Source organism: Paraburkholderia nodosa (assembly GCF_001718195.1).
GTDB classification, from domain to species: domain Bacteria; phylum Pseudomonadota; class Gammaproteobacteria; order Burkholderiales; family Burkholderiaceae; genus Paraburkholderia; species Paraburkholderia nodosa_A.
This window is the reverse complement of the sequence record NZ_MCNV01000001.1, coordinates 1-13571: the sequence shown is the minus strand read 5'-3', so window position 1 is coordinate 13571 and position 13571 is coordinate 1. Positions and strand designations below refer to the sequence as shown.

Here is a 13571-nt window from a genome sequence, read left to right as displayed (position 1 = left end):
GGGACAAGCGTTTGCGCCCGTCCCAGGGTTTTCCTTATGGGTAAGGCCAGTTAATAAAAATCATATTGGCTTGACCAATAACTGAGTTTGCCGTCTAATCCGTCTCAATTGGACTGACCAGCGCGAAGCCAGGTCGGCCGTGTCAAAGGAGACGAGATGAGCGCGCCCAACGGGCTGCCCAGCCTGGATGCAGAACTCCATAAGCCACCGAATGACGAGATCCTTCGCCTCGAAGGGATCGGAAAGCGCTTCCCGGGTGTGATCGCGCTCGATGGCATCAACCTCGATCTGCGCTGCGGAGAGGTCCACGCCATTTGCGGCGAAAACGGGGCGGGCAAGTCCACGTTGATGAAGATCATCAGCGGGCAATACCGACCGGACGTCGGTCTGATCCGCTATCGCGGCGAGGCCGTGCAGTTCCTCTCGACTTCCGAAGCGCAGACCGCAGGCATCGCGATCATCCATCAGGAACTGAACCTGGTGCCGCATCTGAGCGTGGCGGAAAACCTCTATCTGGCGCGGGAGCCTAAACGCGGGCCCTTCGTCGACACGCGCAGGCTCAACGCGGATGCAACGCGTTGTCTTGCACGCATCGGGCTGGATGTGGCGCCCACGACGCTGGTCGGGACGCTCTCGATCGCGCAGCAGCAGATGGTCGAAATCGCCAAGGCGCTTTCGCTCAACGCTCAGGTACTGATCATGGACGAGCCCACGTCGTCCCTCACGGAATCGGAAACAGTCCAGCTTTTCCGGATCATCAAGGAACTGCGCGCCGAAGGCGTGGCGATTCTCTACATCTCGCATCGGCTCGACGAGATGGCGCACATTGTCGATCGCGTCACGGTTCTGCGCGATGGCCGCCACATCTCGACCGATGACTTCGCTGCGCTGAGCGTCAACGATATCGTTGCGCGCATGGTCGGTCGCTCGCTCGAGGACGCCTATCCGGCCAGACAATCTTCTCCTGCCGAAGAGGTGCTGCTGAGCGTGAAGGATCTGCACCGCAACGGTGTGTTCGGCCCTGTTTCTTTCGAGCTGCGCAGAGGCGAGATTCTCGGATTTTCCGGCCTCATGGGCGCTGGCCGCACCGAGGTTGCGCGCGCAATCTTCGGCGCTGACAGGCTGGATAGTGGAACGATCACGCTTCATGGTCAGCCGGTGAGCATCCGCTCACCGAGAGAGGCCATCCGGCACGGGCTCGCCTATCTGTCCGAAGACCGGAAGAGGGAGGGCCTCGCCCTGATGATGCCGGTTGCCGCGAACATCACGCTGGCAAATGTGCGCGCCATTGCGTCACGCACGGGCTTCCTGCGCTTTCGGGAGGAACACCAGGTCGCCGAACGATACGTCAAGGAACTGGCGATCCGGACACCATCGGTCAATCAGATCGTGCGCAATCTTTCCGGCGGCAACCAGCAAAAGGTCGTGATCGGCAAGTGGCTCTATCGTGGCTCAAAGATCCTCTTTTTCGACGAGCCGACACGCGGTATCGACGTTGGCGCGAAGTTCGCCATTTACGGGTTGATGGACCGGCTTGCCGCAGAGGGCGTCGGGGTCGTGCTGATCAGTTCCGAGTTGCCCGAACTGCTCGGCATGACGGATCGGATTGCCGTCTTCCATGAGGGCTGCATGACTGCGGTTCTCAATACCGCACATACCAGTCAGGAGGAAATCATGCACTACGCTTCGGGGCGCACCCATGCTTGAAATGACATCAGACTCGACCCAGGCCGCGAGGCAGACCGCCCAGCAACGGCGCCGCGACCTTATCCAGAAGTTTGCTGCATTGGGCAGCCTGATCGTGCTCCTGGCGGCATTTTCTGTAACGAGTTCGGCATTCTTCTCGGTCGGCAATCTGATGACCGTCTGCCTGCAGGTGACGTCCATCGCCTACCTCGGCGTTGCGGCTACGTGTGTCATCATCACCGGCGGCATCGACCTCTCGGTCGGCTCCGTTCTTGCGCTCGCGGGAGTTTCCGCAGCACTACTGACAAAGTCTGGCGCGCCCGTGCCGGTTGCGATGCTGTGCGGGGTACTGGTCGGCGCGCTGTGCGGGACCGTCAACGGAATCTGCGTGACACGTATGGGGTTGCCGCCGTTCATTGCGACACTGGGCATGATGCTCGTCGCGCGGGGTCTGGCGCTGCAGATCACCGGCGCGCGCCCGGTTTCAGATCTGGGCGACGCGTTTGGAGCACTCGGAAACGGGGCGCTGTTTCGCGTCTCCCATATTGGCGCAGACGGATTTCCGGACACAACGTTTCCGGGTATCCCTTATCCAGTCGTCATCATGATCGTCCTGTTCGTCGCAGTCTCGGTGTTGCTGTCAAAGACCTCGCTTGGCCGCCACATATACGCGGTGGGCTCGAACGCGGAAGCAGCGCGGCTTTCCGGCGTGAACGTTCAAGGCGTGACGCTTTTCACGTACGTCCTCTCCGGCGCCATGGCTGGGGTGACGGGCTGTGTGTTGATGTCCCGACTCGTCACCGGGCAACCCAACGAGGGTGTCATGTATGAGCTCGACGCGATTGCCAGTTCGGTCATCGGCGGCACTTCGCTGATGGGCGGTGTGGGGACGATCTCGGGAACGGCAATCGGGTCGTTCGTCATCGGTGTCCTGCGCAACGGACTCAACATGAACGGCGTATCGAGTTTCATCCAGCAGATCATCATCGGCGTCGTCATTCTCGGCACTGTCTGGATCGACCAGTTGCGAAATCGCAAGCGGTAATCACACGTAGTTCAACCACCATACGAAGTTCAACCACAAGAGAGGAGCGAGACATGCGAAAGCTTTCCCTGCTGACGGTATCGGCGATGTTGTGTGCAGCGTTCAGTACCGGCGCATATGCTGCAGGCGGCGAGATCGCCGTGATCGTCAAGACGGTCAACTCGAACTACTGGCAGAACGTGCAGAAGGGTGCGAACGCGGCGCTTGCCGAAACGAAGGGCTATACGATGACCTTCCAGGGGCCGGCCGCCGAGTCGGACATCGCCGACGAGGTAAACATGGTCGAGAACGCGGTCAACCGGCACGTGGCAGGTATCGTGCTGGCGCCTTCCGATCCTGACGCTCTCGTGCCTGCCATCAAGAAAGCCTGGGAAGCACATATCCCGGTGGTGCTGATCGACTCGGCAATCTCGGACTCAGGCAAACCGTATTACCAATCGTTCCTCTCGACCGACAACGAGAAGGCGGGCGAACTATGTGCCCAGGCATTGATCGCTCGCGTAGGACAGACGGGCAAAATTGCAGTCATGTCGTACGTGCCCGGCGCCGGATCGGAAGTTGGCCGGGTAGGCGGCTTCCGTAGATACATCGCGGCCCATTCGAAGCTGCAGATTGTCGGACCTTACTACTCGCAGTCGCAGATGGCGACAGCGCTGAACCAGACGACCGATGTGCTGTCCGCGAATCCGGATCTGAAGGGCATCTTCGGCGCGAACGAACCGACCGCGGTCGGCATGGGACGCGCGCTCAAGCAGGCAGGCAAGGCTGGCAAGCTGGTGGCGGTCGGTTTCGATGGCAATGAGGATCTGCAAGGCTTCGTTCGCGACGGCACCATCCAGGCGATTGCCGTTCAGGGGTCGTGGCAGATGGGGAACAAGGGAATCCAGACGGTGGTCGGCGTCATCGAACACAAGCCTGTCGCGAAGCTGGTCGATACCGGTGTCGTCATGGTCGACAAACCGAACCTCGACTCTCAGGAAGCGAAGAACGTCCTCTACTGATGGTGGCCGATCTGCGACGAAGCCATTTGGCCCGTCGCAGGGAGCCTTCACGGTATTCCCCTGACACCTGCCTCCCCGGTTTATGAACGCTTCCGAAAAACGCGCCTTACCGCGCAGCGGCCTCGAACTGACCAGGCTTGGCCTTGGCTGCTCCCAGCTTGGCGGGCTCTACCGTGCCATGCCGGCCACCGATGCCTACGCATTGGTCGACGCCGCCTGGTCCGCAGGCCTACGCTACTTCGATACCGCGCCGTATTACGGCTATACACTCTCCGAACGGCGCGTCGGGCAGGCACTCGCGGCGCGTCAGCGCAACGCTTTCACATTGAGCACGAAAGTGGGCCGTTTGATGCGCCCCGATGGCGGTGTCGAGCCCGGTGACGATGGCTGGGCCGAACCGCTGCCGTTTCGTCCCGTGTTTGACTACAGCTACGAGGGCATCATGCGCTCGTACGAAGACAGCCAGCAACGCCTCGGCCTCGCGCAAATCGATATCCTGTATGTCCATGACATCGGCAGTCTGACTCACGGCGATCGACATACGCACTACTGGAGCCAACTTACGGCCGGCGGTGGGTTTCGCGCGCTCGAGGAGCTACGCGCAGGCGGCGAAGTCCGCGCAGTCGGCCTTGGCGTCAACGAGTGGGAAGTCGCCGTTGATGCTTTGAACGAAGCGCCGCTCGACGTCATTCTGCTGGCCGGCCGGTACACCCTGCTCGAACAGGGCGCGCTGGAGCCGCTGCTCGATCGCTGCGCCCGCGTTGGCACAGGCGTCGTCGTGGGCGGGGTATTCAATTCCGGCGTACTCGCTGGCAACGGCAAGTTCAACTATTCGGATGCGCCAGCCGAAGTCGTCGGGAAGGTGCGTCGCCTTTCCGCTCTATGTGAGCGCTTCAATGTTCCACTTCCTGCGGCGGCGCTGCAGTTTCCATTCGCGCATGACGCTGTCGTTTCCTGCGTGATCGGTGCGCGTAGTGTTTCGCAGCTGCAGCAGAACATCACGTGGCTCGAACAACCCGTGCCGGCGGACTTCTGGGGCGCGCTTGGCCAGGAAGGGCTGATCGTCCCAGATGCGCCGGTTCCCGGGAGTCGTCAATGACGCCGCGCGTCGACGCACAAAGCACGTGCCGGCCACTGGCCTCCACGCGACCTGGATGCGATCTATCGGTGCACACCGAGCCACCATACCTGACCTGATCGTGAGGATATCAACATGCTTAGCGTGATCTGCGAATCACCCGGGGTACTGCGCGCCGAGGAGCGTGATCTGCCCGCGCGGGGTGACGGCGAAGTACTGATGCGGGTCAGCCGTGTCGGGATTTGCGGTACCGATCTGCATATTTTTACCGGCAGTCAACCCTACCTCCAATACCCGCGCGTAATGGGTCATGAGCTGTCCGCAGTGGTCGTCGAGGCGGAACCTGACTCGGGGTTCGCGGCTGGCGACGGCGTCTACGTCATGCCCTATCTGTCGTGTGGACACTGCGTCGCATGCCGTCAAGGCAAGACGAACTGCTGCGTCAACATCCAGGTGCTGGGTGTGCATCGCGATGGCGCACTGACCGAGTATCTCAGCGTGCCTGCGCAGTTCGTGCACAAGGCGCAAGGGGTGTCGCTCGATCAGGCGGCCATGCTCGAATTTCTTGCCATCGGCGCACATGCCGTGCGGCGTGCCGATGTGTCGCCCGGTCAACGGGTGCTGGTGGTTGGGGCTGGCCCGATTGGCATGGCGGCGATGATCTTTGCCAGGCTGCGCGGTGCCACGGTCGTTTGTCTGGACACGCGCGCGGACCGCCTTGAATTCTGCACGACGCATCTGGGCGTCGATGCAACGGTCGCGGTGGGGCCGGACGACGTGGCGCAACTCGCATCGCTCACGCATGGCGAGTTTTTTGATGTGGTCTTTGACGCGACCGGCAACATCGACGCGATGAACCGCGGCTTCGCCTTCGTCGCGCATGGCGGGAAATACACCCTCATCTCGATCGTGCCGGGTCAGGTGACATTCTCCGACCCGGAATTTCATAAGCGCGAGACCACGTTGCTTGCAAGCCGCAACGCTACCGCCAGCGACTTCGAAACCGTGCTGGAGGCGATGCGTGCGGGCCGCATTCCTGACCAGGCGTTGAATACGCACCGCATGCGCCTTGACGAGGTGCCCGACGCATTTCCGCGATTGCTGGAACCCGGGCAGACCGTTGTCAAGGCGTTGGTCGAATGTTGAATTGCACGGCGAAACAATCAGGACAGGCAGCATGAGCACACCCATTCTTCAGTTTGGCACCAGCCGGTTTCTGCTGGCCCATGTCGCTTTTTTCGTATCGCAGGCCCTTGAGCGCGGCGACGCGATTGGCGCAATCGCCGTTGTCCAGACCACGGGCAATCCGTCGAGCCGAGCGCGAGTTGCCGCACTTGCGCATACACGCAGTTATCCCGTCCGCATTCGGGGCAGGGAAGGCAGTGTGGCGGTCGATCGCGTCGTCGATTGCCACGCCGTCCAGAAGGCGTGGGTCGCCGATCTTGACTGGGCAGACATTCGTCGCGTCATGATCGAGGAGGTGCGGGTCATTGTCTCGAACACGGGCGATGCCGGTTACCGGCTTGACGACCGGGATTCGGCGGACATGCTTGTTGGCGACGAACAGGTGCCGCACAGCTTTCCGGTGAAGCTGATGGTTCTCCTGCATGCACGTTGGCAGGTGCGTCCCGATGATGGTGTGTCGATCTTTCCCTGCGAACTTGTCGAGAACAATGGCAACACGCTTCGCGATATCGTGCTCGGCGTGGCACGGCGATGGGGAATGCCGGCGACCTTTATCGGGTATCTGCAGCATAGCTGCGTCTGGGTAAACTCACTGGTCGACCGGATCGTGTCCGAGCCGATCGACCCGGTCGGCGCGATCGCGGAACCGTATGCGCTATGGGCCATCGAGCGGCGTACAGGCATGGAGTTGCCATGTGTGCACGAGCAGATTGTCGTGACAGACGACCTGCGTACCCATGAGCGTCTGAAGCTCTTCTTTCTCAATCTCGGCCACAGCTGGCTCGCCGATCGGTGGATCAACGAGCGCCGCCCGTCGAATGAAACGGTGCTGGTGGCGATGAGCGATCCCCGACTTCGGGACGGTATCGAGGGAGTCTGGCACGAGGAGGTCTTGCCGGTGTTCGACGCATTGGGCCTGCACAGTGCCGCGGCGCGCTACATCGAAAATGTGCGCGACCGGCTGCTCAATCCCTGGTTGGCTCATCGTATCGCGGACATTGCGACCAATCACGGAGAAAAGGTCAGACGGCGAATAAAGCCGTTGATCGAACTCGCGGATTCGTTGTCGCTTACGTCTACACAGCCGCGCTTGCGAAGCATGCTGGCCGCGCAGAACCGCCTGGACGCTATAGAAGGGAGGCACGCATCATGAACGCGGAGACGTTTCTGGTGCTTCACCGTGAAGACAACGTTGCAGTTGCGCTTCGCGCGCTGGATGCAGGCACGCAGATCGATACGAATGGGCAGCAGGTTCAGGTCTTGACGCCCGTGCCAGCCGGTCACAAGGTGGCGATACGGCACATCGCCCGCGGCGCGTCCGTGACAAAGTATCAGCAGACGATTGGCGTTGCGCTATGCGACATCGCTGCGGGCGAACACGTTCACGTACACAACGTCGCCATGCCTGAACGTCATGGGAGTGGGCAGTCGGGCCACGAAACGGCGCTTCGGGCTGCAGAGATCGACCGCTCCGACACGTTTCAGGGATTCGTGCGGCCGGACGGTCAGGTAGGAACGCGCAATTACATCGGCGTTATCGCGAGCGTCAACTGCTCGGCCAGTGTTTGTCATGCGATAGCGGATGCGTTCCGGGGGGCAGCCATGGAGGCCTTCGGAAACGTGGACGGTGTTGTCGCGATTACGCACCAGAGCGGATGCGGGATGTCGGCCTCCGGTGACGGAATCGCGATATTGCGTCGGACACTGGCCGGTTATGCGCGAAATCCCAATTTCGCGGCCGTGCTGTTTGTCGGACTGGGTTGTGAGGTCAATCAGGTCGAGGATCTCGCGGCATCGTTGCGAGCGGGCCATGACGGGTCGATCAGAACGCTCGTCATCCAGGACGCAGGCGGTGTCCGCGAGGCGGTGACGCGGGGAGCCGCGATCGTACACGAACTGCTCGAATTGGCAGATCGGGCCGTGCGCACAACAGTACCTGTGGCGCGGCTAAAAATCGGGCTGCAGTGCGGCGGTTCGGACGGGTACTCGGGAATCACCGCCAATCCCGCGCTCGGCGTGGCGGTCGACCTGATCGCACGCAATGGCGGCACCGCGATCCTGTCGGAGACGCCGGAGATTTACGGGGCAGAGCATCTGCTGACGGCACGGGCAGCGTCGGATGACGTCGCCGCGCGTCTGCTCGCAAAATTGCGGTGGTGGGAACGCTACGCGGCAGAAAATGGCGGCGAAATGAACAACAACCCGTCGCCCGGCAACAAGGCAGGTGGCATCACAACGATTCTTGAAAAGTCACTGGGAGCAGTCTCGAAAGCAGGCGGCACCGTACTGAACGCGGTCTACGACTACGCAGAGCCGGTATCTGAAAGCGGCCTCGTATTCATGGACACGCCGGGCTACGACCCGGTGTCGGCTACGGGGCAGATAGCGGGAGGGGCCAACCTGATCTGCTTTACGACTGGACGCGGCTCGGTCTTCGGTTCCAGGCCGGCTCCCACCATCAAGATCGCAACCACTACGCATCTGTTCGAGCGAATGCGCCCGGACATGGACTTCAACAGCGGCGACATCGTCGACGGTCGTCTGAGCGTCGAGGAAGCAGGGATGCAACTGTTCCAGTTCATTCTGGAGGTCGCATCGGGAAGGCGAACGCGCAGCGAGGAAAACGGAATCGGTGATCGCGAGTTCGTTCCCTGGCTGCGGGGAGCGATCATGTAACGGGCGATGCCCGGGTATGGTATGCGGGGAGCGGAGATGGACTTCACCTCTTACGGCGATTCGGCGTTAGCGCAGCGCTTAGCAATGCGACTGTGAGAGATGAGGTTAGCGATTCATTTGACGGCATGCATGGAACGCCATGCGGCAGCAAGCCACGCAAGGCGTGATCCCAGCTGAATGACTGCGGCACTTAAAACAGGAGTGATCGTGCGTTACTGCTTCGCCCTGGACCTGAAAGAAGATCCTGAGCTTATTACCCGTTATGAAGAACTTCACCGCCAGGTTTGGCCGGAAGTGATCCGGCACATACGAGACCAAGGCGTTCTGGACATGGAGATTTACCGTCTGGGAACCCGATTGCTCATGGTGATGGAAACAGACGACGCAATATATGACGCTGCCAGGATGGCGACTGCTGCTCAAAATAACCCCGTGGTCCAGCGGTGGGAGACGTTGATGTGGCAGTTTCAGGCGCCCACACCGTGGACGCCGTCCGGACAGAAGTGGATCGCGATGAGCCGGATATTCGACCTGGCACAGCAATAGAATCGCCGGAGAACGTGGCGCGGCGAAGGAATAAGAAGGAATAAATCAGGCTCATCGAGGACAGTGAACATGCCGTGGACAAACGGTGAGGCGCGTACGACGGGGGAACGGTATGTTCAAAGGCTTGACTTTCCGATCCAGCGTTACGCATGTGCGTGCCGCGTTCTTTGCGATTCCCCATGCTACCGCGTCAGCCGACCTCTCTTACCTGTGCTGATTCAGATGTGGATCGGAGAGGAGGGACTCTGGCTGCACCGTCAAGGCTGCCTGTAATTCCAACCTCATGCAGGCCTTGGGAACGATGCGTCGACTGACCTCAGTCCAGTGTGCGAAACACAAACGTTTTGGAGCGCATCCAAACGCAGTAAGGCCGTGCCACGCGGCCCCGTGGATTATCGATTGCCCGACGGCCGGACGTCGTGACGCCTCGCTTGTTTGTGCTTCGTGTTCCGACAGTGTCAACGCTTTTCTCGAATTCTCGTTGATTGAGTACGGGTTCAGCCTTCGCAACAAAGCGGGGGTAGCCATTCATTCAAGACTTGAGCTTCCTCTGCTGATGTCCAGAAAATCGATACTCATCGCATCAATCGGCGCCATGAACATCCTCGCGGCCTGCGTCTCTCAACCGGTTAACCACGACGCTAGCGGAGACGCGAAGCACACTGTGGTGGCCGTGCAAACAACGACTGGTATCGAGACGAAGCCGTTCGCACATCCGGGCCTGCTGCACAGTGAACAGGACTTTCAGCGCATGCGAGTCAACGTGGCGCAGGGAAAGCAGCCATGGCTGCAAGGTTGGCAGCGCTTGATCGCCAATCGTCACGCGTCGCTGGACTGGAAGGCAAGTCCCCAGGATGCGATCTATCGCGGCGAGGATCCCGAGCATGCGCAGAATTATTCGTCTTTGTTCAACGATGCAGCAGCGGCCTATGCGCTCGCGCTGCGCTGGAAAGTCTCGGGCGACGATGCCTATGCCGGCAAGGCCATCGCCATCCTGAATGCCTGGTCGCATAGCCTGAGGAAGATCGAGGGGAGTTCGGACAAGTTCCTCGCCTCCGGGATCTACGGCTACGAACTGGCTAACGCCGCGGAAATCCTGCGCACGTCGCCGCAATGGCAAGCGGCAGATTTTCATCGCTTCCAGTCGATGATGATTACTGTGTTCTATCCGATGAACCAGGACTTCCTGACCCGTCACAACGGCACGAAGGTCGATCACTACTGGGCGAACTGGGATCTTGCCAACATGACATCGATGCTGGCGATCGGCGTGCTCACCGACCGTCGGGACATCTATTCCGAAGCGGTCGAGTATTTCAAGCACGGCGCAGGCAACGGTTCCATCGAACACCTCGTCTGGAAGTTGTATCCGAACGGGCTCGGTCAGGTTCAGGAAAGCGGCCGCGACCAGGGACACACCATGCTCGACATCGCATTGGCGGGCGCGTTCTGTCAGATGGCCTGGAATCAGGGAGACGATCTGTTCGGATACGACCACGATCGTCTGCTGAAGGGAGCCGAATACGCTGCCCAATACAACCTGGGACATGAAGTGCCTTACACCCTGTATTCCGACAGTCTCGCGACACAGCTCGTGATTTCGCCTGCATCGAGAGGCAATACGCGGCCAATCTGGGAGTTGCTCTACAACCACTACGTGGTGTTGAAGAAACTCAAGGCGCCGGGCGTTGCCGAACACGCGCAGCGGGTGCGTCCGGAAGGCGGCGGTGGCGACTACGGCTCGACCAGCGGCGGCTTCGACCAACTTGGGTACGGCACGTTGACGTACACCCTCAAGTAAGTGATCCGCTTGCGTTTCCCGGATCAGATCTAGCGTGAATTTTCCGGGTTTGTCCCACTTGGGTGTGCCCAAAGATTAGTCCAGATGATGGCTAGGGCCTCCAATTGCGTATTGGCATCAATAGCGGACCCGTGGTCGCCGGTGTCATCGGCAGGCGAAAGCGTTCCGGCTAAGCGAACGGTCGGGGACAATCTGAGAGCGGCTCGCCTATTTGAATGATATGAACGCCCACACCTAGCCGTAGGCCTCGCGTGATCGGCTTGATGCTGGCAGCAAATAGCTATCGATCTGAGATTCAGGCTGATCATACTGGTTCACTCGGCCAATCGAAGGTGATCTGTCATGGCGCATACCGACGCGCGTGCGATCTGGATGGCCACCCATGTGGACTGCAAGGCCGTTGCCGTAAAAACCGAAGCCCAGCAGGCCGTGCTTGCGCTGCATCGTATGCGTCAGCAACTCGTGAAATTCCGCACGATGCAGATCAACAGTCTTCGCGGGCTGTTGAGCAAGTATGGCGAAGTGATGGGATGCGGTAGGGTAGCGCTCGACAAGGCAATAGTCGCAATTCTGGAAAGGTTGTCAGGACGCCTCCCCGCAATGTTGATCGACACGCTGGGAGAGCAATGGAGAGGTCTGGATGCGATCGACAAGCAGATCGGTCAGATCGAGCGGCGGCTTCGGGAGTGGATGAAGAACGATCAAGCAGCTAAGGCAATCGCGGCAATCCCAGGCGTGGGGTTGACCGGTTGAATCCGCCGTCTTGCGTCGCTGATGCCGGCTAGGGATAATCGGCGAGATTTCGCAAACGTACTCATTGTCCATCCGGCACCCATGGTGGACATGCGAACGCCTAGAACCGTTCACGAAATCCAAAGCTCACAATCGCCTGCGACTGCGTCGCCGCCGAGTGGCCGTCGCCCTTGTCCGAGACCGAAGCCGTGGCCGCTACTGGTTTACCGAGTGCATCGAGCGTCATGCCCGAAGCGTGCTGGTAGCCGGCTAGCAGATACACCGTCGAGCGCTTCGAGAGGTCATACAGCGCGCCCAGTGAGACGTTGTGGTATTGCGCCTCGTCTTCGATGCCGTCCACATGGCCGCCGCGCGTGTAGCTATAGCCTGCGAACAGATGTATGTGAGGTTGCACTTTCCACATGCCGAAAAGGCCGGCAATATTGAACGTCGCAGTTCCCGAATAGAGCGAGTTCGCACCGGCCTTGTATTGTACGTTGCTGTAGTTCGCGCCCACGATCGCCGGGCCGAAGTCCCAGGTCGCGCCAGCAGCCACGACTTGCTGCGACTGCGCGCTCGCGAAGCCTTCGTTGATCGACGAATTGAATGTTCCGTCATAGGTGCCTTACCACTTGCCGGATGTCGGGTCTTTGGGGCCAGTCTTGCTGTTATCCGAGTGCTCGTAACCCACGCCCACTTGCAGAGGGCCGTGCGCATAGCTGCCGCCCACGCTCCATGTGTTCTGGCTCTTGAGGCTGCCGGCCTGGCCGCCGAAGCCGTACAGCGCGCCGAACGTGAAGCCCGCATACTTCTTGCTCGTGTACTTGATCGAATTGTCGACGCGCGTGGTCTGGTCGAGATCGTCGATATCGCCCGGATGCGCGCCGAAGCCACCGATCGCGCTGACCGGAGCGACCGGCCCGACGAAGTCGTCGAGCGAGGTGTACTGGCGGCCCATCGTGAGCGAGCCGTACTGCGTGTCGGCGAGGCCAACGAACGCCTGACGGCCAAACAGGCGGCCGCCCTGACCCTCGGTGCCGTTGGTGATGTCGAAACCGTCTTCGAGCACGAAGATCGCGGCGAGCCCGTTGCCGAGTTCTTCCTTGCCCCTGAGTCCCCAGCGGCTGCCTGAGAGATTCCCGCTCGTCACTGCCGCATTTGAATGGCCCTGGCCCGCGCCGGTGCTGCCGGTGCGTTCGTTGCTGCGGTAGGTAATACCTGCATCGACGATGCCGTAGAGCGCGACGGAGCTTTGCGCCGCCGCTGTTCCTGCTAGCGACAAGAGAATTGGTGTAGAAATCAGATGCTTTTTCATCATGTGCTATCTCGACAATTAACAATGGACCGTTACATAAGTGGAACGGCCGAGTCGGCCCGCGGCAGGCGCTGGACGAAAGCGCGATTGAAAGCGCCAGCGAGTTACCCCGTTGGCGTTAGCGTTAGTGTTTGAGCGAGGCGCCCGGCGGCAGCTCCGGCGTGCTCACGGTGATGGTCTTGCGGACCTTCGCGACGTCTTCGGCACGCACTGGCGCGCCGGTGTTGCCCCAGCTCGCACGCACGAAGGTGGACACGTCGGCCACTTCCTGGTCGGACAGACGCCAGCCGAACGGCGGCATCGTGAACGACGAGGGCGCGGATTGCGTGCCTTCGAGCGCGCTGCCTGCGAGCAGCACGTGAATCAGCGAAGTGGGGTCCTTGCCCTGCACGACCGGGTTGCCGCCGAGCGCCGGGAACACGCGCGTGTAGCCGCGTCCGTCGCTGCGGTGGCAGGCCATGCAGTTGTCGCGATAGACCGCTGCGCCGCGTGCGCTCGCGTCGCCG

10 protein-coding genes and 3 pseudogenes are annotated in these 13571 nt (G+C 60.6%); 11 read left to right on the top strand and 2 right to left on the bottom strand.

All coding sequences use genetic code 11. From position 1 onward, the window contains the following. The first annotated feature begins 156 nt into the window (after positions 1 to 156). From BFD71_RS00060 to BFD71_RS00015, 11 genes and pseudogenes are all read left to right on the top strand, one after another. Positions 157 to 1707, top strand: a complete 1551-nt coding sequence (locus BFD71_RS00060; protein WP_069261269.1) for a sugar ABC transporter ATP-binding protein — start codon at positions 157 to 159, stop codon at positions 1705 to 1707. Continuing rightward, a complete protein-coding gene (locus tag BFD71_RS00055) occupies positions 1700 to 2731 on the top strand; it encodes an ABC transporter permease (protein ID WP_069261268.1) in 1032 nt (343 codons plus the stop codon). Before BFD71_RS00060 ends, BFD71_RS00055 begins: the two co-directional genes overlap by 8 nt. A 53-nt stretch (positions 2732 to 2784) precedes the next feature. Further along, the gene (locus BFD71_RS00050; protein WP_069261267.1) at positions 2785 to 3732 is read left to right on the top strand and encodes an ABC transporter substrate-binding protein; all 948 of its coding nucleotides are present in this window, start codon (positions 2785 to 2787) and stop codon (positions 3730 to 3732) included. Between the two features lie 82 nt (positions 3733 to 3814). Then, on the top strand, positions 3815 to 4831 hold the full coding sequence (locus BFD71_RS00045) for an aldo/keto reductase (RefSeq protein ID WP_069261266.1): 1017 nt from the start codon (positions 3815 to 3817) through the stop codon (positions 4829 to 4831). 114 nt (positions 4832 to 4945) lie between these two features. Beyond that, entirely contained in the window at positions 4946 to 5956 is a 1011-nt protein-coding gene (locus BFD71_RS00040) for a zinc-binding alcohol dehydrogenase family protein (protein ID WP_069261265.1), read from the top strand. A 31-nt stretch (positions 5957 to 5987) separates the two neighbouring features. After that, on the top strand, positions 5988 to 7148 hold the full coding sequence (locus BFD71_RS00035; RefSeq protein ID WP_069261264.1) for a D-mannonate oxidoreductase: 1161 nt from the start codon (positions 5988 to 5990) through the stop codon (positions 7146 to 7148). Further along, on the top strand, positions 7145 to 8671 hold the full coding sequence (locus tag BFD71_RS00030) for a UxaA family hydrolase (protein WP_069261263.1): 1527 nt from the start codon (positions 7145 to 7147) through the stop codon (positions 8669 to 8671). Before BFD71_RS00035 ends, BFD71_RS00030 begins: the two co-directional genes overlap by 4 nt. 207 nt (positions 8672 to 8878) lie before the next feature. After that, a complete protein-coding gene (locus BFD71_RS00025; protein ID WP_069261822.1) occupies positions 8879 to 9217 on the top strand; it encodes an L-rhamnose mutarotase in 339 nt (112 codons plus the stop codon). A gap of 595 nt (positions 9218 to 9812) precedes the next feature. Next, positions 9813 to 11018, top strand: coding sequence for an alginate lyase family protein (locus tag BFD71_RS00020; protein WP_083244963.1), 1206 nt, complete (start codon positions 9813 to 9815; stop codon positions 11016 to 11018). Between the two features lie 101 nt (positions 11019 to 11119). Then, positions 11120 to 11191: pseudogene (locus BFD71_RS42760) on the top strand (adenylate/guanylate cyclase domain-containing protein); the annotation flags it as partial. 181 nt (positions 11192 to 11372) lie between these two features. Continuing rightward, positions 11373 to 11762: pseudogene (locus BFD71_RS00015) on the top strand (IS110 family transposase); the annotation flags it as partial. Positions 11763 to 11871: 109 nt separating this feature from the next. Here the strand turns inward: BFD71_RS00015 and BFD71_RS00010 are convergent. Both BFD71_RS00010 and BFD71_RS00005 read right to left on the bottom strand, forming a co-directional pair. After that, positions 11872 to 13065, bottom strand: a pseudogene (locus BFD71_RS00010) (porin). Positions 13066 to 13189: 124 nt separating this feature from the next. Further along, positions 13190 to 13571, bottom strand: a 382-nt coding sequence (locus BFD71_RS00005; protein ID WP_141710532.1) for a c-type cytochrome, incomplete at its 5' end; no start/stop codon positions are given.

Excerpts from the sequence above, each read along its gene's own strand:
- BFD71_RS00020 (WP_083244963.1), top strand. The coding sequence starts at position 9,813 with ATGAACATCCTCGCGGCCTGCGTCTCTCAACCGGTTAACCACGACGCT.
- BFD71_RS00040 (WP_069261265.1), top strand. The coding sequence starts at position 4,946 with ATGCTTAGCGTGATCTGCGAATCACCCGGGGTACTGCGCGCCGAGGAG.
- BFD71_RS00045 (WP_069261266.1), top strand. The coding sequence starts at position 3,815 with ATGAACGCTTCCGAAAAACGCGCCTTACCGCGCAGCGGCCTCGAACTG.
- BFD71_RS00050 (WP_069261267.1), top strand. The coding sequence starts at position 2,785 with ATGCGAAAGCTTTCCCTGCTGACGGTATCGGCGATGTTGTGTGCAGCG.
- BFD71_RS00030 (WP_069261263.1), top strand. The coding sequence starts at position 7,145 with ATGAACGCGGAGACGTTTCTGGTGCTTCACCGTGAAGACAACGTTGCA.
- BFD71_RS00060 (WP_069261269.1), top strand. The coding sequence starts at position 157 with ATGAGCGCGCCCAACGGGCTGCCCAGCCTGGATGCAGAACTCCATAAG.
- BFD71_RS00035 (WP_069261264.1), top strand. The coding sequence starts at position 5,988 with ATGAGCACACCCATTCTTCAGTTTGGCACCAGCCGGTTTCTGCTGGCC.
- BFD71_RS00055 (WP_069261268.1), top strand. The coding sequence starts at position 1,700 with ATGCTTGAAATGACATCAGACTCGACCCAGGCCGCGAGGCAGACCGCC.